Annotated in this window: 16 protein-coding genes, 8 tRNA genes and 1 rRNA gene; 5 read left to right on the top strand and 20 right to left on the bottom strand. The window is 46.9% G+C overall.

Annotated features, from left to right (window positions below; translation table 11 throughout):
* Positions 1-38: 38 nt before the first annotated feature.
* Both ACESZH_RS12030 and ACESZH_RS12025 read right to left on the bottom strand, forming a co-directional pair.
* Positions 39-2,372 carry an ABC transporter permease gene (locus ACESZH_RS12030; protein WP_373216395.1) on the bottom strand — a complete coding sequence of 778 codons (2,334 nt, stop codon included), beginning with the start codon at positions 2,370-2,372 and terminating at the stop codon, positions 39-41.
* A 9-nt stretch (positions 2,373-2,381) separates the two neighbouring features.
* Positions 2,382-3,080, bottom strand: coding sequence for an ABC transporter ATP-binding protein (locus ACESZH_RS12025; RefSeq protein ID WP_373216393.1), 699 nt, complete (start codon positions 3,078-3,080; stop codon positions 2,382-2,384).
* A 177-nt stretch (positions 3,081-3,257) separates the two neighbouring features.
* On the opposite strand from ACESZH_RS12025, the gene ACESZH_RS12020 reads away from it, so the two are divergent.
* The gene (locus ACESZH_RS12020; protein WP_373216391.1) at positions 3,258-3,830 is read left to right on the top strand and encodes a chromate transporter; all 573 of its coding nucleotides are present in this window, start codon (positions 3,258-3,260) and stop codon (positions 3,828-3,830) included.
* On the top strand, positions 3,827-4,393 hold the full coding sequence (locus ACESZH_RS12015; RefSeq protein WP_373216389.1) for a chromate transporter: 567 nt from the start codon (positions 3,827-3,829) through the stop codon (positions 4,391-4,393). Before ACESZH_RS12020 ends, ACESZH_RS12015 begins: the two co-directional genes overlap by 4 nt.
* A 64-nt stretch (positions 4,394-4,457) precedes the next feature.
* On the opposite strand, the gene ACESZH_RS12010 is transcribed toward ACESZH_RS12015, so the two are convergent.
* From ACESZH_RS12010 to ACESZH_RS11990, 5 genes are all read right to left on the bottom strand, one after another.
* Entirely contained in the window at positions 4,458-5,969 is a 1,512-nt protein-coding gene (locus ACESZH_RS12010; protein WP_373216386.1) for an FMN-binding protein, read from the bottom strand.
* Between the two features lies 1 nt (position 5,970).
* Positions 5,971-9,186, bottom strand: a complete 3,216-nt coding sequence (locus ACESZH_RS12005) for a penicillin-binding Tp47 domain C-containing protein (protein WP_373216384.1) — start codon at positions 9,184-9,186, stop codon at positions 5,971-5,973.
* A 77-nt stretch (positions 9,187-9,263) separates the two neighbouring features.
* Positions 9,264-10,322, bottom strand: a complete 1,059-nt coding sequence (locus ACESZH_RS12000) for an FAD:protein FMN transferase (RefSeq protein ID WP_373216382.1) — start codon at positions 10,320-10,322, stop codon at positions 9,264-9,266.
* A 130-nt stretch (positions 10,323-10,452) separates the two neighbouring features.
* Positions 10,453-11,214 carry a 4Fe-4S binding protein gene (locus tag ACESZH_RS11995; RefSeq protein ID WP_373216380.1) on the bottom strand — a complete coding sequence of 254 codons (762 nt, stop codon included), beginning with the start codon at positions 11,212-11,214 and terminating at the stop codon, positions 10,453-10,455.
* Positions 11,211-11,861: an FMN-binding protein gene (locus ACESZH_RS11990; protein ID WP_373216378.1), complete on the bottom strand. Its 651-nt coding sequence runs from the start codon at positions 11,859-11,861 to the stop codon at positions 11,211-11,213. Before ACESZH_RS11990 ends, ACESZH_RS11995 begins: the two co-directional genes overlap by 4 nt.
* A 320-nt stretch (positions 11,862-12,181) precedes the next feature.
* Here ACESZH_RS11990 and ACESZH_RS11985 point away from each other — a divergent pair, with 320 nt between their 5' ends.
* Positions 12,182-12,673 carry a Gx transporter family protein gene (locus ACESZH_RS11985; protein WP_373216376.1) on the top strand — a complete coding sequence of 164 codons (492 nt, stop codon included), beginning with the start codon at positions 12,182-12,184 and terminating at the stop codon, positions 12,671-12,673.
* An 85-nt stretch (positions 12,674-12,758) separates the two neighbouring features.
* On the opposite strand, the gene ACESZH_RS11980 is transcribed toward ACESZH_RS11985, so the two are convergent.
* Positions 12,759-12,832 (bottom strand) — tRNA-Arg (locus ACESZH_RS11980).
* A gap of 103 nt (positions 12,833-12,935) precedes the next feature.
* The gene (locus tag ACESZH_RS11975; RefSeq protein ID WP_373216374.1) at positions 12,936-14,327 is read right to left on the bottom strand and encodes an aminopeptidase; all 1,392 of its coding nucleotides are present in this window, start codon (positions 14,325-14,327) and stop codon (positions 12,936-12,938) included.
* 176 nt (positions 14,328-14,503) lie between these two features.
* Between ACESZH_RS11975 and ACESZH_RS11970 the strand changes: the two genes are divergently transcribed.
* A complete protein-coding gene (locus ACESZH_RS11970; protein WP_373216372.1) occupies positions 14,504-16,234 on the top strand; it encodes an ABC-ATPase domain-containing protein in 1,731 nt (576 codons plus the stop codon).
* Between the two features lie 348 nt (positions 16,235-16,582).
* Here the strand turns inward: ACESZH_RS11970 and ACESZH_RS11965 are convergent, their stop codons facing one another.
* Together ACESZH_RS11965 and ACESZH_RS11960 are read right to left on the bottom strand one after the other, a co-directional pair.
* The gene (locus tag ACESZH_RS11965) at positions 16,583-16,816 is read right to left on the bottom strand and encodes a hypothetical protein (protein WP_373216370.1); all 234 of its coding nucleotides are present in this window, start codon (positions 16,814-16,816) and stop codon (positions 16,583-16,585) included.
* Between the two features lie 647 nt (positions 16,817-17,463).
* A complete protein-coding gene (locus ACESZH_RS11960; RefSeq protein ID WP_373216368.1) occupies positions 17,464-18,195 on the bottom strand; it encodes a histidine phosphatase family protein in 732 nt (243 codons plus the stop codon).
* Between the two features lie 323 nt (positions 18,196-18,518).
* Between ACESZH_RS11960 and ACESZH_RS11955 the strand changes: the two genes are divergently transcribed.
* Entirely contained in the window at positions 18,519-18,899 is a 381-nt protein-coding gene (locus ACESZH_RS11955) for a hypothetical protein (RefSeq protein WP_373216366.1), read from the top strand.
* Between the two features lie 246 nt (positions 18,900-19,145).
* Here the strand turns inward: ACESZH_RS11955 and ACESZH_RS11950 are convergent.
* The 9 genes from ACESZH_RS11950 to ACESZH_RS11910 all read right to left on the bottom strand — a co-directional run.
* Positions 19,146-19,231: transfer RNA gene (locus ACESZH_RS11950), tRNA-Leu, on the bottom strand.
* Between the two features lie 3 nt (positions 19,232-19,234).
* Positions 19,235-19,307, bottom strand: a tRNA-Val gene (locus tag ACESZH_RS11945).
* 39 nt (positions 19,308-19,346) lie between these two features.
* Positions 19,347-19,420, bottom strand: a tRNA-Asp gene (locus tag ACESZH_RS11940).
* A gap of 18 nt (positions 19,421-19,438) precedes the next feature.
* A tRNA-Ile gene (locus tag ACESZH_RS11935) sits at positions 19,439-19,512 on the bottom strand.
* Positions 19,513-19,516: 4 nt separating this feature from the next.
* A tRNA-Thr gene (locus ACESZH_RS11930) sits at positions 19,517-19,589 on the bottom strand.
* 76 nt (positions 19,590-19,665) lie between these two features.
* Positions 19,666-19,737 (bottom strand) — tRNA-Glu (locus ACESZH_RS11925).
* A 208-nt stretch (positions 19,738-19,945) separates the two neighbouring features.
* Positions 19,946-21,928, bottom strand: a complete 1,983-nt coding sequence (locus ACESZH_RS11920) for a hypothetical protein (protein ID WP_373219548.1) — start codon at positions 21,926-21,928, stop codon at positions 19,946-19,948.
* Between the two features lie 171 nt (positions 21,929-22,099).
* A tRNA-Asn gene (locus ACESZH_RS11915) sits at positions 22,100-22,172 on the bottom strand.
* Between the two features lie 61 nt (positions 22,173-22,233).
* A 23S ribosomal RNA gene (locus ACESZH_RS11910) occupies positions 22,234-22,889 on the bottom strand; the annotation flags it as partial.

Below are 22,889 nucleotides of genomic sequence, written 5' to 3'. Positions count from 1 at the left end.
CAAAAGTACCACTATTTACCCCTGATTGTCAAGACTTACTACTCCACATTTTTCAGAGCTTCATCCATTGGGATTTTTTTAATCCTTCTGAACTGCATTATGGCTACCAGAAGATAGGCAAGAAATCCCATGATACACATTTCCGGATAGATAGCAGGCTTGATATAAAAGGTCAGCCAGCCGCTGAATTCCGCCATCATAAACACATAGATCACCTTGATCACGGCTGTGGCGATCAGTAAACTCAGTCCGATGGACAGCACCACCACCCAGGTAGTGGCGGTAAGGTAAAGACTGATGATCTCCCTGTTTTCATATCCCAATATCTTTACCATGGAAATGGAAGTGGCATTTTTCTCAATAATGATCTTTGTCAGCAGATAGATGAGCAGCGCAAACAGCACGATTGCAAAGACATTCACCATCACAAACATATTCCCCATCGACACGTCAAGCTGCCTGGAAATCTTTGTAAGGTCGTCCTCTGTAATTGTCGCTGCGATGTAGCTCTCGTAAATATCATCGATTTCCTCCTGGGCAAAATAACCGTTGAAATAGTCCGGCCCTTTTTCAAAAACGCTGCGGAACTCATCCATTGGCATAAACACGGCGATCGCTGCCGGATAATGATAGGTTCCCCCTATGGTAAACTGGTATTCTTTGTCCCCGTAAGGCTCTTTCAGAGTAATGGTGTCCCCTGTCTTTAAGCCGTATTTCTCCAGATAGCCCTCTGAAACACAAACGCCTTCTTCCGGAAAATCAACCTTCACATACCGGCTGTCCTCTGCGATCCCGTAGACCATCACAGATTCACCTTCCCGGTTATCCGGCACATTTTTAAGGGATTCTGCGCAGAATTTCTCTGCCGTTTCGTTTGCTGTCTCCAGGGAGGGTGTCAACAGCTTTTGAAGCATTCCCAGCAAGGTATTGGCATCCTCCTCTTTTACCTCCTCCGGTACATTGAGGATATACTGATAATCCGCAAGCATATTTTCCACTGTTTCCTCCTGATAATGGGAAAGCAGCGGTGACATCATCATTCCGAAAAGGAGCAGCACATTGGCAAACACGATGCCCACAAACAAAGTGAAATAGCTGGACTTATTCTGCAAAATGATTCTCAGACGGAACCTGTTAAAAAACTTAAATCCAGGAAGCCTTACTGCTCTTTTCTTATTAGAACGGCTCAGGTCATGCCGCAAAAACTTCAAAGGTGAAAGCTTCAGCTTTCTGGAGATCAGAAACAGATTGATCACTGCCATCAGCACCAACGGAACCACTGTAGTCATGAAAAACGCTTCCGCGTTCCACCGCGTCTCATAGGTAGGCAGACTGTAGCTTCCGTAATACATCCCTGCGCAGATATCCTTAAATACCGTGTAGCCAAGAATATTTCCCACTACAGCAGCCAGGAGCGTTACCAGTATAGGCAATGAAATGTAGTGTCCCAGAAGCTCTCCTCTCGTATAGCCCGAAGCACGCAGCGTACCGATCACGGAGGCTTCCTTTGTAATGGTGTTATTGGTGGTGACAGCAAACACAAATGCCATGATCACGATCAGGATATATAAAAGCACCTCCATCATCGCTTTATCACTGCCCATATCCTCCCCTGTAAACTGGATCGCCTGGTTCAGATAGCAGGGAATAAAATCCTTAAGTGTCTTATTTCTGGCCAGCACCTTCATAAAATCCTCGGACTTTTCTTTCTCCTCCTGTTCACTTTCCGGTGCTTCATCGTAAATCCAGGCATAGCGATAATTCATATGCCTGCTTCCCATAGCCTCAAAGCCGCCCTCCGACATTATGGCAACCCCGAATTTCACCGCGTCAAACATCATATCACTGTTATCGGAAAAGAGGCAGCTATAATCCGGAAGCGCTACCAGGCCGCTGATCTTCAATTCTTTGTTTCCCGCCATAACAGTGTCCCCCGGATTCAGTCCGTTATTGTCCGCATACATACGATCGATCGCGACCTCATCCTCCGCCTCCGGCATGGCTCCTTCCATCAGGCACACCAGGTTTATTTCTTCCCTGTTTTTAAAAATACGTATAGTGCCGTCCTCTTTTCCGTCCAGGTCCGTATCCACGGAATCCTCCAGAAAAAAATCCTCATAAACCGTCACGCCTTCTTTTTCAAGACGCTCCAGCTCATTGTCGCTCGCCTGAGCGGAAAGCGTGAAATTTCCATCTTCTATGTTATATTTTTCAAAGCCCTCATTATAAGCCTGGATCATACTGCCGTCTGCCACCAAAAAACCGGATATAAAGCCAATGGTCGCTGCCATAAACAGAAAGATTACCAGATATTTTCCAAAGTCTCCCCTAAATTCCCTGGGAAGCCGCTTAAATAATGGATTTCTCATCATATCACCGCCTTACCATTCCAGATCGCCTGCGGCGGTTTTGCTGTCATTCACATAGTTTTTCCGGATTTCCCCGTCACGGAGCTTCACCACCCGGTCGGCCATGTTTTTGATGGCATCATTATGGGTTACCATGATCACGGTATTTCCGTATTTGCGATTGACCTCCTCTATAAGCTTCAAAATCTCCTTGGAGGTTTTGTAGTCGAGCGCTCCTGTAGGCTCATCGCAGAGAAGAATATCCGGATTTTTCACAATTGCGCGACCAATGGCAGTTCTCTGCTGCTGTCCGCCGGAGAGCTGGTTGGGAAGCTTATGCCTGTGCTCATAAAGTCCCAGCGTTTTCATCAGTTCGTCAATATCCAATGCTTTTTCGCTTAAATAAGCACCTACTTCTATATTTTCCTTTACATTCAGATTGGGGATCAGGTTGTACATTTGAAATACGTATCCCAAATGCCTGCGGCGATATCTGGTCAGAGATTTCTCATTCATATCCGCTGTCTTTTCCCCATTGATGGAAATATATCCTTCATCGGCCTCGTCAATTCCACCGATGATGTTCAAAAGCGTGGATTTCCCTGAGCCGGATGGTCCCAGAAGCACGCAGATTTCGCCTTTTTCTATAGAAAAATCAATTCCCTTCAGTACCTCCACCCGGTTATTGCCTGTACCGAAGCTTTTCCTTAAATCTTTTATTTCCAGAAACATATTATCTCCTCCCAAATGACCAATTGTCGGTTTTCCGCCGCTATTCGTTAGGTTCAACTAACCTTAATCTATATTACATCTTTTTGTCCAAAAAAGATATGGCAGCAATTGAGGATTTTTCTCAACATTGCAATATAAATAAAAAACATATATACTACATCCAAAGGAGGACTTATTATGAAAGAAAAAAGATCCACAGTTCTGAGGAAACTGTTTTTTTCCACACTGTATCTCAGTGCTTTCACCTTCGGCGGCGGATATGTCATTGTAACACTGTTGAAGGACAAGTTTGTAGATCAATACCATTGGATCGATGAGGAAGAAATGCTGGACCTGGTTGCCATCGCCCAATCCTCTCCCGGGGCGATCGCCGTAAACGGTGCGATCGTAGTGGGCTATAAGCTTGGAGGCATTCCGGGAGTGCTTGTTTCCGTACTGGGCGCTATTATCCCTCCCATGGTGGTTTTATCCCTGATTTCCGTTATCTATGATATTTTTATCACCAATCCTTATGTTTCTGCCATGTTGAATGGTATGATGGCGGGCGTAGGCGCAGTGATCATTTCCGTTGTTTATGATATGGGAAGCAACATCGTAAAAGGGAAAGACTGGATTTCTATCCTGATCATGATTTTGAGCTTTATTCTTTCTTATTTTTATAATGTCAATGTCGTTTATATCATTATCGCTGTGGCTATATTCGGTGCATGCCGCACCATTGTATCAGAGAGGAGGAAGAAGGGCGCATGATCTATCTGCAATTGTTTCTAAGCTTTCTTCAAATTGGATGCTTCAGCTTCGGCGGGGGCTATGCCGCTATGCCGCTGATCCAGGAACAGGTGGTGGTACAGCACTCCTGGCTTACTATGAATTCTTTTGGAAACCTGGTCACCATCGCAGAAATGACCCCGGGGCCCATTGCTGTAAATGCTGCGACTTTTGTAGGCACACAGGTTGCAGGTCCGGCAGGTGCTATTGCCGCAACTCTCGGCTGTATTCTTCCGTCCTGCATTTTTGTTACCCTGTTGGCCTATATTTATACAAAATACCGCAGCATGACCATCCTGCAGCGTACCCTTACCGCGCTGCGTCCTGCTGTGGTTGCCATGATCGCCAAAGCTGGTGTCTCCATCCTGGTTTCCTCTTTTTTCGCAGGCGGCATCATCTCCCTGGCCCGCGCCAATATTTCTCTGCGCATGGTGGTCTATTTTACCGCTGGACTTGTAATGCTGCGCAGATTAAAGTGGAGTCCTATTGTCGTCATGCTTTTGTGTGGGGTGTTTGAGGTCATTGCATACATATTGTCGATATAAAAGCGCCCCGCTGCTGCGGGGCGCTTACTACGGCAAGTAGCTTCGCTCTGCGGCTCAGCTATTTTTAGTTTTTAGCCTGTGCCAGTGCACTTTGCACTGCATTCAAAATTCCCTCTGAGGAGTAGGTTGCTCCACTTACCGTATCAATCCCATCTGCAGACTGAATGCTCAGGATCTGTGCACTGATCATATTCCATGCCGGATCAAAAAACTCGCGGGAATCGTTATTGCTCTGGGTAAGAGCGACGATCTGACCTCCTGAGATCGTAACTGTTACGGTTACCAGATCGTTGAATCCATAATCAGAACCTGTATATACCCCATCCCGGTATATGCCTGCCGGTTCTGGTGTTACGGTTGGTTCTGGCACAACAGTGGGCTCCGGCGTTACCGTATTGTCCGGCGGCACAACAGGCTCCGGCGTTACCGTACCGTCCGGCGGCGCAGTAGGCTCCGGCGACACGATCGGTTCCGGTGTTACATTCGTATCCGGTATCGCCGTTGGTTCGCCTGACGGATCCGGTGCTGCCGTAGGAGACGGCACGGGTGTCTCACCTGTACCACCCTGCGACGCCTGACCGCCGCCATTACTCTTTTCCTGCGCCTGATTCAAGGCGCTCTGCACTGCATCCAGAATACCAACTGAAGAAAAGGTCGCCCCGCTCACCGTGTCAATGCCCTCTGTCGATTTTGCATTCAACAGCTTTGGCTGCAGCGCTTCCCAGGCTTTATTGAAAAAGTTTGGCGTATCCTGATGACTGGGCGTAATCGATTTTATAACGCCGCCCTCGATCTCTATCGTGACCGTCACATTACCTCCAAAGCCCTTTCCGGTTCCTGTGTATGTACCGTCCTTCAGCCCGTTGGCACTGCCGTCCTCCTGTTTTTCTCCGAAAACACTTCTCACAGCCCCGTGCTTTGCAGGACCTGCGATCATGCTCTCCGTATCATCGCTGGTTCCCGATGCCCCGGCGTCTGCCAGCGCGCTTTGAATCGCCTGTATGATTCCATTGGACGAGTAAGTGGCTCCGCTTACCGCATCCACATTTGGTGTCTGGCGGGAAATCACCTGATCAATAACACCCTGTGCTCTTGCCAGATAACTGCCTGTCTCGCCGGGCGCACTCACAATGGAAACGGATGCGATCTTCTGATCCTTCACCGTAACCTGGACTGTAATGGTTCCGCCAAAGCCTGTCCCGCTCCCCGTATAGGTCCCGTCCTTATATCCATCCTTCGGCACTTCCGCTACCGGAGTGCTGACCGTTCCCAGCCCTGCTGCACCTGTACTGCTCCCGGTGGATGATGCTGACCGGGTATGACTTGCTTTCTTGATGGTACTTTTTTTCGTTTTGGCGGATGCCGTCTCCGTTTTCGCCTGCATCTCAGCCTCTCCTGCCATATCGGTCTTTGTCCCGATGGCAAGAAATTCCATCAGCCTTTCAGACGTTACCGGCTCTGTCACAGACTTTTCTTTTGCGGCACCTGCCCCGGTGCTTCCTTCTGAGATCAGAAGTGCTGCCGCCACAACGGCTGCCGGAGCAAGTTTTCCCCAATGGCTGAATTTATTGCTCATGTTACTTTACTTTTACCTTGAATTTCTTCGTAACACCGTTGCACTTCACGGTAATGGTTGCAGTTCCTTTTCTGACACCCTTTACAACTCCCTTGGAGGTTACAGTTGCAACCTTCTTATTGCTGGACTTGTAAGTGATCTTTCCGGCTGGCTTTGCAGTTGCCTGGATGGTAACTTTCTTCTTAGCCTTAATGGTTGCAGAAGCTTTCTTCAGCTTTAAGGTCGGATTCTTTACTGTAACCTTAAGGGTTGCCTTATAGGTTCCGCATTTTACGGTAATCTTTGCTGTGCCTTTCTTCTTGGCAGTAACCACTCCCTTAGAGCTTACGGTTGCAACCTTCTTGTTGCTGCTGGTATATGTTACCTTGCCGCTGATTCCTGTAAGGATTGGCTTGATGGTATACCTGGTTGTTCCCTTTGTATAAATAGCTACAGATTTCTTTTCCAGTTTCAATGAAGGAGCCGGAGTAGGCGTAGGGGTAGGTGTTGCGGTTGCTGTCGGTTCCGGGCTGATGGTAGGTAGCGGTGCTGTTGTTGGTTCCGGTACTACGGTTGGTACAGGATCTGGTACTACAACCTTTACCAGCTCAGCAATTGCCTGATTCAGATGATTAGTTGCTTCCTTGATTGCTGCCAGGGAATGCTGCGCTGCAAGCTCTTCTTTTGCTTCTTCCAGCTCGCTGATCATATTTGCCCAGGACTCCGGTGTATATTCGCTCTGAACCAGTGCAGATGCCTTATTGATAGCCGCCTGCAGTTCTTCCGCACTTCCTGTAACCTTTCCTTCTGTTACAACGTTGTCGCTGGATGCTTCAATAGTAAAGCTATAATCTGCATATCCCAGTGCATATATGGTGATTTTCCAGAAGCCTGTTCCATCTGTTCCATTTGGAAGCTGGCAGCGCAGGGACTCTGTCAGACCAAGCTGGATTCCGTTTGATTTGTGCATCCAGTTATCTGCTGCGAATTTTGTTCCGAATGACTGCAGGCAAGTGCTATATGAGCTATCAGCTCCGTAGTAATCCCAGCGCACTGCCTGCATATTCGCGCCAAGATCACCGTATCCGTCACCTGTAAGGTCTACTCTCAGGAATTCACCATAGCTTCCGGATGCCTCTTTTACTGTAACGGTAATATTGGATGCTGTTTTCTGAGACACATCCTTCAGACCAGAATCAGCTCCGTTTTCTCTCGCTGAGAAGGTGAAGCTTCCGTTTTCTCTCTGTATTGCTGTCTTTAAGCCGTTGGTATTTTCTGTAACGGCAGCAGTAGCGGTATAACTCTGTAACTGATTCTCACCGTAACCGCCGGATACGGCGCTATCGTTTTCCACAACGACATACTGTGTTTTGAAGTCCTCATAATCATCTGCGCTTACTTTTACCGGAACGTATTTGATTCCCAATACTTCATAGTGATCCATAGTGCGTGCTGAGCCGTTGGCATCCGTAATGTTTTTACCGCTTACGGTGATGGTGGTGCCGTCAGAAAGAACGGCGGTATTCCTTCCGCTCCAGCTTTGTACTGCATACTGATTACCGTCCGTATCATAAATGACTGCAATACACTGGAAACTTCCTCTGTGGAAACCATGCGTCCAGGTAGCTCTTGTCACAGCATCAAAAGCGCCCTTGTCAGTCTCACCCTTTCCATCAACCACTGTACTTGCCTCTGTACTTCCTCCATTGAGAACACCCTCACTTGCCCAGTATTCTGCCCAGGTAAGCCCTGCGTACACATATTTGTACTCTTCGCTCTCAGCGCGGGTTACCTTTGTGGTCATATCTGCGTAATTATCGCTTGTAACCATTACAGTGTACTCTTTACCCGCTTCTGCTATTTTACCGTCTGCAAAAACAACATTGCCGTCCACTGGCTCAACATTCTGAGCCATATAAGTTGTCACGCTCTGTCTTCCAGAGCCTGTTACATAGTATACAGATACCTTCGGGTTTTCAAGTCCATCAAGTCCGCCTACGGTTACAGTATTTTTGTTTGTAAATTCTGCGCTGATCTTCATTTCCTCTGTCGGCTGCTGTTTTACATAAATTCCCTCTTCAAACTCATATACATAGGTGCTGTCAGGCATGATGTATTTGATCCTGGAAATGGTCTTTCCTTCCAGTCCTAAGTCCTTAGGAAATGCCACTTCGTATGACTGCACCCAGATTTCGTACATATAGCGCAGTCCAACGCTGGTTCCATCCGTTGCTTCAAGGATAACGCCCTGGATCTGAGAGTTTACATTAAAATTATCGTCTCTGCTGTTACGAAGATTGTTCGTGCTGGTTTCTTTCACTTCAATCACATAATCGCCCCAGCGTGAGCTTGTCAGCAATGTTGCTTCTGCGTCTGTCACAGTTGCTGCCACGTTCGCTTTCATTGCTGTATAGGTTCCATCGCTCTTCAGAGTCTTATACTGCTTTGTCTCTGCGGCTGCATCCTCATTTAATACGATTCCTGCTGCCTCTGCATAAACTCCTGCTTCCGGAACGCTGCTTGCTGCTTTCAGAATCTGTGCTTCCACATATTCCTTAGCATTCACTGCAACATTTACGTTCTTTACACCATAAATCGTATAGCCCGCTTCTGTCACCTCAGAGATGTCTTCATTCGGGAACATGCCAAACTTGCTGTTAGTAGCGGATGTAAGTGCATCATAGGATTCTTTGGAAGTATCACCTGTATAAAATTCTGTATAATTCAGGGTACCCTTTCCATAATAGGTTGCTGCTGCAAGCTCATCCAGAACTGCCGCATCCGCCTGATAGTATACGCCGGTTTCTCCGATCTGTACGAATCCTGTCTTGTCAGCATCTTCAGCTAATTTTTTCCAGGCATAGGATTCGCCTGCTACTTCTACTGTCCCCTCTGTCACAGGAGCTGCTGTTTCTTCCTCTGCGGCATCGGCTTCCTCCTCTCCTGTAAAAACAGCGGTTTCGTCAAACGCTTCCTCTTCTGTATAAAATCCGTCGTCAACCGCCTCTCCGTCATCAAAGCCGTCTCCAAATACTGTCTCATCTGCCGAAGCATATTCCCCTGATACATTTTCGTCTGATGCAATCTCTTCTTCCTCAGACATATCGGCGGTTTCCTCAACCGCCACTTCATCTACAAACGCCTCTTCCGCCAGTGCTGTGACGGGCATACCGGATGCTGCCACTGCCAGGCTCAGAACAAATGGCGCTGTTCTTCTTAAAACATTCCACTTGTGCATACGCTCTCTCCTTTCGAAATAATTAAATATTTATAGATACCCCTGCAAAAGGGACCATCTATCGTGTGATTATGTATCTACTGTATGCTGTAATTGTCCTTCAAAAGCTGAAAACGTTCTTTCATTCCCTCTGTCAGATAAACATGCTGTTCTTCATCCACAAACAGTGCATCTGCTCCGTATTTTTCCAAAAGAGGCTCTGCCTTTTCCCAGCCAAGTACAAAGCAGGCTGTTGAAAGCCCGTCCGCAATAAGGCCGTTGCTGCATACAACCGTTACCCCCGTCACGCCGCTTCTTGCCGGATATCCCGTTTGCGGATCGAGAATGTGATGATACCGGATTCCATCCTCAATGATATACCTCTGGTAATCACCGGATGTGGAAAGGAATTCGCCTCCATATATGGTCACAGAGCCCAGATAATCCCCCTGGGTATCCCTTGGATCCGTGACAGCAACACGCCACTGGGAACCATCAGGCTTCTGCCCGTATGCAGTCACACTGCTTCCACCCAGATTCACTATGGCCGCTGTAACTTCCGGCTGCTGTTCCAGATAAGATATGATCTCGTCACATACGATTCCTTTCCCCGCAGCGCCCAGATCCAGCGTACAGCCTTTTTCCATGGTCAGGCTTTTGCCATCCAGCTCCACACTTCCGAATCCGGTGTGTGCAAGGGCATCCTGTATCTCTTCTTCCTCCGGCACTGTCGGATTTTCTCCGCCCAGATTCCAGAGCTGTGTAAGCTTTCCAAGTGTAGGATCCAGCGCTCCATCCGAGTCTTCCCAAAGCTTCATGACCTTTTCCAGATAACCAGCCATCTCGTCTGACAGCAGAAACTCCTCACCACTGCTTTCATTGATCTGATACAATTCCGAGGATTCCTCACTCCAGGATATCCACTTTGCATCCGCATCATTGATGACCTGTGTGATTTCTTCCGTAATATCTTCCCCTGTGGTATACAAAGTTTCCGCAATCGGAGTATCCATGGCAAAATCCGTCCTTGTAAATACTGACCGTTCCTCATTATCTACAGGTGAATTATTCTCTTTTGCCCCGCAAACCAATGTGCTGTTGATACAAAAGACCAGCATAGCGGTAGCTGCCAGTATATATTTGGTTCTTTTCTCCATTACCCTCTTTCCCTCTAGCTGCATCGCCCATATATCAGTTATAACTAACATTGATTAGTATATCCTTTTCTAATTTTAAAGTCTACCATTTTAAGTAAGTCTAAACTAACTATTTTTCTCAATAGTGTATTTATTCTCCTGTATGGATGTTTTCTCTTGGGCATACGGTTTTACAAGCATGGCAGCATATACACTCACCGGACCGGGCCGTGTCACCATCAATGTCCAAATGTGCAGGGCAGCGCATTTTGCATAAGCCGCATTTTTTCGGGCAATTTTCCCTTTTTCTTTTAAACAGCGCTCCCGGCAGTATCGGCATAATAGCGAATACGGCTCCCATAGGACAAAGGAACTGACAAAAAAAACGTTCCTGGGTACACATTCCAATAAGAATCAACCCCAGCAAAATAATTCCGATCCTGTAGGCAGGACCCGGAAGCCTCCCCGATGTCAGCATGGAAAACACGTCCCAGGGACTGCTTCCCTGAAGTCTGGGATATACGCCTGTCACACAGGAAAGAAGAAGTAATGCGAGAAGGACGTATTTTACCTTTTGCAGCCGGGCAACCATTTTCTCCGAATAACCTGGCTTCTTCTTTTTCCTGAAGACGCTTCTCCATATCCAGGAAAACCCTTCGTAAACAGCATCCCCAAGAGAGCCGAAGGCACAGGCATATCCGCAGAAATGTCTTCCGAATATGCAGGTAAGCAGCAAAAGCGCGCCCGTCACATTTAAAAAGGAATTCCATTCCACCGGTTCGCCGTTTCCTATTGCAAGAAAAATAGATTTCACTCCTGCAAAGGCTGTGGAAAAAAGTGATGGCGCCAAAACAAAAAATACCAATTGTACAGCCGCCCTGATCAGGCGGTTTTTTCTCTGCCGTCTTTTCATCCGTTCTCCGCCTTTCCCAAGGCATCCTCTATTGCCATAAGAATTCCCGTGGAGCTGAAGGTAGCACCAGATACCGTGTCTACATCCGTACTCTGTGCACTTAATACACTGTCGATCACCGCTTTCCCCTGGCTGAGATAAGCACTGTCCTCACCCGGCGCACTGAGAATCTGGATATCCTTCAGCGTATCGCTTTCAATTGTGATCTGAACCTGGATATTTCCGCCAAAGCCTTGCCCGTCACCTGTATAGGTTCCGTCCTTGTATGCGCTGCTGTCCGCTTCCTCTGTATCCCGCTCTTCTCCCACGTTTTCATCAGCCGTTGCCGCCAGGTCTTTTTCAGCTTCCTGGGCTTTTTGCTCCTCCTCAGCCTTTTTTCTCGCCTCGTAATTTTCTTCCAGCGCAGTGAGTATTTCCTTCTGCTGGCTTTCCAACTCTGCTACCTTCTGTGATAAATCGGAAATCGTTTCATCACGCTCCTTCTCATTTAAAGTGTAATTGTAAAAAAAGATAGCCCCTATGATGAGGATCAGACACAGTACTCTCATATAAAAATTCTGGTTTTGGGGCTTCTCCGGTGCCCCCTTTCTTTTCTCTTCATTGTGCCCGGGGCTTATTTCCATATTTCTCATGTTTTGCTCCTTCATATTCATCCTCCATTCTTTTAGATTCCAGTCCCATCGTGCATTTGTCTTAGCAAACTTTTATTAGTTTTATCTAACCTCGAGAAACAAATGGGATTGTATCACTTTTTACAAATGCTGTCTATATCTTTTTAAAGTTTATCCATAAGATACCATTGGCAGCCAGTTGAATTTGCCGCTTCCAGCCCCTCGAATTAGTTCTGTCTAACTTTTTGATTGAATTTTCATGCCGTTCGTGTTATGATGGAAAACAACATCTTTTCAGAAATGCTTCGGGAGGATGTCCGACATCAGATTATCGCAGAAAGACGAGGAATAGGGATATGAAACAAAAGACAGCATATCTCGGTCTGTTTACAGCCGTTGCCATTATTTTCGGATATGTAGAAACTCTGATTCCTGTATTTGCAGGAATCCCCGGAATCAAGCTCGGACTTGCCAATCTGGCAGTACTTTTTATCCTGGAACGGTACAGCTTCCGGGAAGCCGCCCTGGTGTCCGCAGTCCGGATCCTTGTCATTGGATTTCTGTTTGGTAATATGTTCAGCATTGTCTACAGTCTGGCCGGAGCCGCCCTCAGTCTCACTGTCATGACCCTTATGAAAAAATGGAGCGGTTTCTCCATCATGGGGATCAGTGTAGCCGGAGGTGTCACCCATAACATCGGACAGCTTCTGGTTGCCATTGCCATTGTTGAGAACAGAAGCCTTTTGTACTACGCGCCTGCTCTCCTTGTCTCCGGTGTTGTCACTGGACTTTTGATCGGGTGGCTCACAGGAGAAACCTTGGAGCGGGTGCCTGCAACTTTTTCGTGAACTGCACATCAGCTTCCTTTCACATCTTTGATAGCACAAAAAAACTCAGAAACCTTTTTTACAAGATTTCTGAGCTTTTAGTTTACGTGTGTTAGAGGATTCGAACCCCCGGCCTTTTGGTCCGTAGCCAAACGCTCTATCCAGCTGAGCTAAACACACATTCATTTGCGAATCACCTTCGCAACAATGAGTATTTTATTCTATACGGACCAATTTGTCAAGAGTTTTTTTAATTTTTTTGCCTAATTTTCCTGGGCCGTGTTTATGCGTCCAGCAAAAATGCCTTATAAGCCTTCTTTGCCTCATATACGTCAGCTTTGCTGGTAACCTCCCATGGAGCGTGCATACTAAGCACAGCCACGCCGCTGTCAATAACCTCCATACCGTAAAGAGCAGCGATATAGGCAATGGTTCCGCCGCCGCCGACATCCACCTTACCAAGCTCTGCTGTCTGGAACCCAACCTCATGCTCATCAAAAATCCTGCGTACTCTGGCAACATACTCTGCATTTGCATCATTTGAGCCTGATTTTCCTCTTGATCCTGTAAACTTGTTGAGCACAATGCCTCGTCCCAGATATGCGGTGTTCTTTTTCTCAAATGCTTCTGAATAAGCCGGATCATAGCCTGCGCTTACATCGGAGGAAAGCATGCTGGAATTGCGCAGTGCGCGGCGCAAAGTAAGCTCAGAATATTTTCCCATACCCTCCAGAAGCTCTGCCACACTGTTCTCAAAGAACCGTGACTGCATACCAGTAGCACCTACGCTTCCAATCTCCTCCTTATCTACTAACAGACAGCAGCTTGTACGCTTCGGCGCCTCCATCTCCAACATAGCCAAAAGTGAAGTATACGCGCAAACTCTGTCATCCTGTCCGTATCCGGCGATCATGCTGCGGTCCAGACCGCATTCCCGTGCTTTTCCAGCCGGAACGATCTCCAGCTCTGCTGACAGGAAGTCCTCTTCCTCAATTCCGTATTTATCCTGAAGGATTTTCAGCACATTTTCCTTTACTGCCTCTTTTTTCTTTTCATCCGGCACATCCTTAAGGGGTCTGCTTCCGATGAGAATATCAAGACTTTCTCCCTCGATTACCTCTGCTGCCTTTTTCTGAAGCTGTTTGCCTGACAGATGAATAAGAAGATCTGTGATATAAACGATCGGATCGTCCTCTGCCTCACCGATATTCACCTCAACTACAGTGCCGTCCTTTTTCACCACAACACCGTGCAGTGCAAGAGGGAGAGCTACCCACTGGTATTTCTTTACCCCACCGTAGTAGTGGGTATCCAGATAAGCCAGATCTGTATCCTCATATAATGGATTCTGCTTAATATCCAGGCGCGGGGAGTCAATATGTGCACACAGGATATTCATGCCTTCCTCAAGGCTGTCCTCACCGATATGGAAAAGGGACACAATCTTTTTCATTCCGACCGTATAAACCTTGTCTCCTGCTTTCAGCGTCCCATCCTGGACAATCTTTTTCCCAAGCTCTACATATCCTGCCTCTTCTGCTTCCCGGATAATCTCAGTGACGCATTCCCGCTCTGTTTTTCCCACATCCAAAAAATGGCGGTATTTGGATGCAACTGCCTCCATTTCACGCTCCTGCTCTTCCGTATAAGAAAGCCATACATTTTTGCGTTCCATCGCTTTATCCACCTTTCCAATATTTATAGTTAGTATTTCGCGTACTGCCGTATATTATAGAACAAAAATACAGGAATTTCCACCTTCTTTTTTGCTGGACAAAACCCGGGGTATTGGATATAGTAGGAATATCGGCAGTCGATCACGCCGTGTTTTGTAAAAGGAGGTATTTTACCATGCAGTCATCAAACCAGTTACAGGATTTGCTGCGCTCTGTAAACAGAAAAAGCTATCCTGCATATAAATCGCTAAAAGGGATCTATCAGTTTGACCGATACCAGCTTTCCATCGACCATGTGCAGGGCGATCCCTTTGCCTCACCGTCCCACATCAGTGTACGGATTTCCCATAAAGACGCAGGATTTCCCGCTGATTACTATAAAGACCAGCTCACCCGCACCACCCTGGCAGACTTTCTCACCCGCCAGTTTGAACAGCAGGTAAACCGCTATACCTTCCGGGCAAAAGGCTCGGGAAAAAGCGGCCTGATCTCCGTCACCCACTGCGGTCAGGAGGTTCTTCCCCGCACTGCCTGCGAAATCTCTGACCAGGGAGTAACCGCAAGATTTTTCGTAGGCTTCCCGGCAAACGGACGTACCATTAATTCCGGAGAGCTGGAAAAAATATTTTTTGAATTCCTGCCTGTCTGTATGCAGAAAGCATTCCTTTACAGAAATCTGAACAAAAAAGAATTGGAGCAGGCAATCTTTCTGGCTGAGGACCAGGCTTTTATCCGCAAGGAACTGGAAAAACGCTCCCTTGTGGCTTTTGTAAATGACGGCGCTGTCCTTCCCAGAGAAAGCGGCATTTCTTCCCGGCCCATGAAGGATTGTGTTGCTTTTGTGTCTCCGGAAAGCCTGCGTATTTCCATGGAACTGCCCCATAAGGGAACCATCACCGGAATGGGCATCCCAAAGGGTATTACTTTGATCGTAGGCGGCGGCTATCATGGAAAATCCACCCTTCTGGGTGCGCTGGAGCTGGGCGTATACAACCATATCGCAGGGGACGGTCGGGAATATGTGATCACAGACGCTACCGCCCAGAAGCTTCGCTCTGAGGATGGACGATTTGTGAAGGATGTTGACATTTCTCTGTTCATCAACGATCTGCCAAATAAAAAAGATACCCACTGCTTCTCCACCGAGGATGCCAGCGGCAGCACCTCCCAGGCTGCAGGGATCGTTGAGGGAATGGAAGCAGGAAGCCTTGTATTTCTGCTGGATGAGGACACCTCCGCTACCAATTTCATGGTACGGGATGCGTTTATGCAGCAGATCATACGCCGCGAAAAGGAGCCCATCACTCCGTTCCTGGAAAGGGCCGGAGACCTGTATGAGAAATCCGGAATTTCCACGATCCTGGTGGCTGGCAGCTCCGGTGCGTTTTTCCATATCGCAGATACCATTATCCAAATGGATAATTACCTGCCTGTAGATATCACCGCCTCCACAAAGGCGCTGTGCCGGGACTATCCGCTTTCGTCCTCCCATGCCCCTGCATTTCAGATACCGAGCAGCCATCGCATCATGACAAAAACTGCCCCTGCGCCGGGACGCCGCACCAACTATTATGGGCGTCCGCAAACCCAGACACAGCCGGAACGCCTGAAGGTAAAAACACATGGACGGGATGGATTTTCCCTGGGAAAACAGGAGATTGACCTGCGGTATATTGAACAGTTGATCGACAGCGAACAGACTGCCGCCTTGGGGCTTTTGCTGAAATACGCCATCGAGCATCTCATTGATGGTAAAAAAACCGTAAGGGAAATTGTAGAATTTCTTGCCGGAAAGCTGCAAAAAGAAGGGCTTGCCTTTTTGTCAGAGGGCTATATTTCCTGCGGTTATGCCATGCCTCGCATTCAGGAAATCTATTCCTGCTTTAACCGCTACCGCAGACCCTGATTTAGAAGAATCCTGCCCGGACACCGCAGGCGTGCCTTGGCAGGGCTTTTTTGTTTCATAGGAAACCGGATTGTATTCAGAACGAAAGGTAGTACTTCTTATGAAACAAAAAAACCACCGCCCTGCCGACGTTCTTGCCGGTAAGGCGGTGGTTTATTTTTACATTTTTTAGGGAAAGGAAAGAGTTTTTTCTTAAGAGATCTCTCTCTTAAGATGATTCTATCTTACATGATAAATGTGAGGGAATTTTGACCATTTTCTAATAAATTTATAAAATCTATAAAAAATGATTTAAAAAGTTTGTTTTATGCTATTTCTACAACCATATCTCTGGTTTTACCCCACTTTTTACCCCATTCCGCATTTTTTATTCTGAAAAGGGGCAACAGTCATTGCCAGGCTATTATGTCCCAGTACATTTTTTAGGGTCTGCATGTTTCCGCCCTCTTCAATATACCGGGTTGCTGCTTTAAAAAGGTTGCTGATGGAATCTATTGCTGACTGTACTTTCTCACATTCCTTCGGCTTTTCCCCACCGTTGTACCACGTGCGAAAAATAACATCGTAAATTATTTGCTTCATAGCTTCCTCCTGTTCTCCCGGTAATATTGGGCACCAACAAAAAATTCAGGTCTGAAGAATGGCATCACATCTAAACTCCTTCCGAAGAACTTTTCTAAATCATAAAGAAGCCATATCGGTTTGTTTTTATATCTTTTCTCTCATTATGCAAAAAAGGCCATTGATGAACGCATGGAACGTGATTCCGACAAATAACCCCTGCTACCTATCGTCCGAAATTTGGACGGATCCCCTAATCAGTTTGTCTCCTATTTTTTGAATGAGGTTGAATGAATACGGAAATTTCCAGGAAGATATTGAATCCTGCTGCCAGATATGCTATATTAGAAACAGGAAAAGCCAGAGACACACGGCCTACCCAAACAATAACTTAGCGTATTACAATGTAACAGCCGTCACTATTGCGAGTAGTGGCGGCTATTTTCTTCCCCTGAATATCTCGTAAAAGAGACTTACAAGGGCAACAATGAATATACCTATCTGGATCAGATCCGAATATGTAACATACATTGGCATCGCCCTCCTTTCTTTCGTCTGGAGGGTTAGCCCCTCCGAAAGTGGAGGGTAGGCCGCCTTTATGTGCTCTGACTTTCCGTGAAGTCAGTATAGCACACGTTTCAAGGTTGCACAATCATAACCTGCAATTTTCAGTCATGCCTTTCATCTTGATCGGCGTATTTCTCGCAGAATCTTGCCGCAAAAGCGGGCGGCTCATCGTGGGCATAGAGATGGGAAATATCTCCAAAGGAACTCATGCGGAAAACCGCAATTCCCTCTCTCCGCTCCTCTGTAGTTAGCGTAGTCACTGAAGACGGCGCAGCACAGACACCATGCCACAGCACCATAGGCGAAATATTCAATAAATGGCTGAGAAGCACGCACTCCAATCCAAAATGACAGAAAAATACAATTGTGTCATTGTTCGCCTGCTCTGCCCTGTAATAGTGTCCCTCTCTGACATATCCATGCTTTGCCAGAAGACTGTCGAATTCTCCGGTCACCTCATCATAAAGCTCCTTCACATGACCCTCCTGCAGTCTTTCATTCAAATACCACTGGTCATAGTGAAAAAATCTCTCATCCGTCATCCAGTCCTGAGGCAGCCAATCCCACACGATCATCTTTTTATCTGTTACGTCCGGTCTGTTGATACGGGCATCAAACTCTCTCAGCCAGATACACTCCTCGGCAGTTCTTCCCATCTTTTTCAGTGTCAGGGATGCCGTATCCTTTGCTCTTCCAAGCGGTGATACATAAAACGCCTTCACATCCAGCCTGGAAAGCTTTTCCGATAAAAATTCCACCTCACGCCATCCTTTTTCTGTCAGAGAATCTATTTCATAGTATGGATCTCCATGTCTTACGATTAAAAGCTTCATCTTTTGTCAAACCTCCAATTATGATTTTAATGCTGCCATTTTGTCCATCAGACGATTATAATGCAAATCCAACGTTTCTCCCACTTTTCAAAAATGCCGCAGGCCGGAATCAAACTACGAGTATCAGTATACCGCGGAATCCTCATTTTGACAAGAAAAAAACACAGATCAACTTTCAACGCTTTTACGTGAATTGACAATCTGCACACATAAACAGGAATACGAACCGGACTGGTAATGGGATATAATATAAGTGATATCCGTATACCAGAGACCGGATAAAAACATTTATTTCATTGTTCGCCACACTGACGCTTTCCGCTATGTTTGCTGCAGCGCCGGCTGTATCTGCGGCTGAGGAAGCACAGACATCTTCCGCAGCGACGGAGAAGTTTCAGTATGTCCATGATCCACGACTGAATCCGAAGGCCATGGAGGATATCATTGAAGATCCTTCTGCTGTGTATGGATTTTCACCAAATCCGGACTCCACCCGTCTGGGCGAGTTTGCTTCCTATGATTGGACCGATCCTGAGCTCGTAGAGAATTCACGGCAGGAACGTATTGCCTACCATGAACAAAATGCCGGGCTTTATACTATGATGGATGAACTGGAGGCAGAGGGTAAGTCTATAGAGGAAATTGCCCGGACGATCAGTGCAGAACGCAACCGGCTCCGTCTGGCTGCCTACGACGGCGATTAATGCTTTCCTTGCATCGCTTCTGAATTCTGTCGCTCTTTTCTGCATAACAAAACCTCCCCTATTTAATCTGATAATTACAAATTACCACTATCAGCTGCAAAAAAAACGCTTTTTCATGAATCGTCTTCCAGCAAACATAAAATGATTCCAATCCGCCGCAGCATGGCAGTCTCAATACACTCTGAAACGCATTATATACAAAAAAAGAGAAATGTTGTCAATCCAACATTTCTCTTTTTTTATAAATGCCGCAGACCGGAATCGAACCGGTACGGGTATCACTACCCACGGGATTTTAAGTCCCGGGCGTCTGCCAGTTCCGCCACTGCGGCATATGGGGCCTATAGGGCTCGAACCTATGACCCTCTGCTTGTAAGGCAGATGCTCTCCCAGCTGAGCTAAGACCCCATAAACTATAAAATTATAAGTGCTGAACTGTTTCAGCAACGACCCAGAAGAGACTCGAACTCTCGACCTCCGCCGTGACAGGGCGGCGCTCTAACCAACTGAGCCACTGGGCCATAAAAAATAATATTAAATGGACCTTCGGGGACTCGAACCCAGGACCGACCGGTTATGAGCCGGTTGCTCTAACCAACTGAGCTAAAGGTCCAAAAAGCCGATGATCGGACTCGAACCGATAACCTGCTGATTACAAATCAGCTGCTCTGCCAATTGAGCCACATCGGCATACTACTTACAAGATGTATCATACACCAAATGTCAGAGTTAAGCCACACAAAAATCTCATTTTATTATTTTTTAATGACTCCAAGGGGATTTGAACCCCTGTTACCGCCGTGAAAGGGCGGTGTCTTAACCGCTTGACCATGGAGCCGTAGGCGCTTCGATTGTCTGAACGCATCTCAGCGACGAATATTATATTAGCATAAATCTTTTCATATTGCAAGCACTTTTTTCAAATCATCAAACATTTTTTGGGAAGGGCTGCCGGTTAATTCCTAACATTTCCCTGTCTAGGGTTATCTATTTCCCGACACCCCTTCTTTATGGAATTCATAATAAATTGTTTATTCTACGGTTCCTTATAAACCCTCCGGCCTTTCTACTGCATAAGAGGACCATGCCTCTATCCCTGCACTTTCTGACAGATCAGCCGTATTCTGGTATGCATCTACTGTAATCGTATATTCGCTGTCACCCTGTTCATAAACAGTGCCATCTGTTCCCTGGATTGTCACGCTATTTCCGTTTTCGTCCTCGATTGCTCCTTCGTTTGAAAGAGAGCTTACCCTGCTGTCTCCAGTCACTTTCCAAGTGGAATCAGCGCTTACGTACACATTACAGTATCCGTCTCCACCATTTCCTGCATAGGCTTCATCATTTACAAAAGCACCCTCCAGGGTACTGCCTTCAGTCATATAAAAATCCAAATCGCTGATGGAATCCCAGATGATGTCCCCCTGCATGTTCTGATTACTTGCAGTAAAATGACAATCGGAGCCATTTGCTCCTGTTTTTCCCCATCCCCGCTGATTGTTATTTCCGGTACACTGGAGGAAAAATTCACTGTCATCACTGTAAGTGATATTAACATCGTTCAAAGCAATCGTGCATTCTGTATTTGTGGTATAAAAAAGCCCGCCGTTTTGGGAAGTAATACTTCCTCCATCCATCTGAAAGGTGCTGTTTCCGATTTCCGAATCACCAGACATACTCTGGTATAAGATAACGGTCCAGGTTGTATCGTTCTGTTCATCATCGTCCATATTACCTGTCAGATTACTGTTGTATAGGCGTAAAGAGTTCAGACCCTCAATGCAAACCGCCTCTGAACCATTTGCAGTCAGCTCCGCATTGTTAACCGCAATATCTGCAGTACAATAAACTGCCGGAGAACCGACTCCATTGGAAACGTAGCTTCCTCCGTCTATTACCATGGTTCCGCCGCCTCTGTCACTTCGAATCGCCGCGGAAGACTCTCCATTTGTTTCTACGTTTAAATCCCATGCATAAAGTGTTCCTCCTCCTGCAGCATGAATTCCTCCAGAGGTGTCCTGCTGGGTCGTGATAACCGTATCCGCAGTATAAACTGTTCCCTCTCCATATGCAAAAATTCCTGCACCTCCTGCTGAATCCGTGGTAACGGCACTGTCTTTCACGTAGGCTTCTCCGTCTGTAGCCAGAACTGCCGCTCCAACCCCATAGAAGCTGGAGCTGTCACCGCCCGTGCTGTCCGATGACTTCCGGGTAATCGTTGTCTGATCAAGAGTTACGCTCGCACCATTGGAAATCAATGCTGCATTTTCATCTGTTCCTGTAGAATCTAGTGAAGCATTTTCTACGATTTCATCCTCCGTATATTCGTTGGTTGCATCATAGCTTGTGACTTCCTGTGCCTGCCCTCCGGGGCCACCCATTCCCGATGTGCCACCCATTCGCATAGACTGTACAGTAATTGTAAGAGCGCTTCCGTCCTCATCTAATGTAACTGCCACCGTATCACCTTCTTGAATATCTGAAAGTTCTATTTCTTCACTTATGCTGCCGCCAGACTGATTCTCCGGTATCTCGCCGCTCTGCCCGCCATCTGGCCTCTGCGGATCTTCCCCGCCTTCTTCTCCTTCTGGCTTTTCCGGGGGCTCGCCGTTTTCTTCACCTTCCGGTTTCTCCGGTATCTCGCCGTTTTCTTCACCTTCCGGTTTCTCCGGGGGCTCGCTGCCCGGTTGACCTTCCTCCGGTTTCTGCATATTTTCTCGGGTGATTACCGTGTCTTCTGTAACCATAATTGTCATTTCCTCGCCTGTTAAATCCAACATAGAAGGCTTTTCACCTTCCGTATTCCCGGAAATTTCCCCCTGCCCCATTTCCTTTCTTGTCCCTGTTAAAATTGTAATATTTTCTTCTCCAACAGACTTTACTTCTCCTAAAATTTCCTCTCTATTTTCTTCTGATATATCTTCTGCCTCATTTTCTATCGCTGTTTCTGCTGCATAAATACTCGTTGGAGCTGATACAGAAACAGATACTATAATTCCCATTAAAATTGCAAGATACTTATGCTTCATTGGCATTTCCTCGTCTTTCTTTATAATCGCTTATTTTTTCATGGGTTATACTATACATGGAAAATGTGACCAAATCGTGGGGAGGATGCGAAAAAAGTATGTTCTGCAATATATTTTTCCACAATAAAAAACCTGTCATACCATCTTTATGATATAACAGGTTCTATGTAACTCCCCCTGTTGGACTCGAACCAACGACACTGCGGTTAACAGCCGCATGCTCTACCGACTGAGCTAAGGAGGATTATAAAGGTTTTGCACCTTCAAAACTACATACATGTTGACATTCTCTTGAATCTCGCTGTTTGGTCAAGCCCTCGACCGATTAGTAGCAGTCAGCTCCATACATTACTGCACTTCCACCCCTGCCCTATCTACCTCGTCGTCTTCAAGGGGTCTTACTCCTTTCGGATGGGATATCTCATCTTGAGGGGGGCTTCACGCTTAGATGCCTTCAGCGTTTATCCCTTCCGGACTTGGCTACTCGGCCATAGGCTTGGCAGCCTAACCGATACACCAGCGGTCCGTCCATCCCGGTCCTCTCGTACTAAGGACAGCTCCTCTCAGATATCCTGCGCCCACGCCGGATAGGGACCGAACTGTCTCACGACGTTCTGAACCCAGCTCGCGTACCGCTTTAATGGGCGAACAGCCCAACCCTTGGGACCTACTACAGCCCCAGGATGCGATGAGCCGACATCGAGGTGCCAAACCACTCCGTCGATGTGAACTCTTGGGAGTGATAAGCCTGTTATCCCCAGGGTAGCTTTTATCCGTTGAGCGATGGCATTCCCACTTAATACCACCGGATCACTAAGCCCTACTTTCGTACCTGCTCCACCCGTCGGTGTCGCAGTCAAGCTCCCTTCTGCCTTTGCACTCTTTGGATGGTTTCCGTCCATCCTGAGGGAACCTTTGGGCGCCTCCGATACCCTTTCGGAGGCGACCGCCCCAGTCAAAC

It is taken from the genome of Ruminococcus sp. 5_1_39BFAA (assembly GCF_964240875.1).
In the GTDB taxonomy this organism is placed as follows: domain Bacteria; phylum Bacillota; class Clostridia; order Lachnospirales; family Lachnospiraceae; genus Blautia_A.
This window is presented reverse-complemented; position numbering and strand designations above follow the sequence as displayed.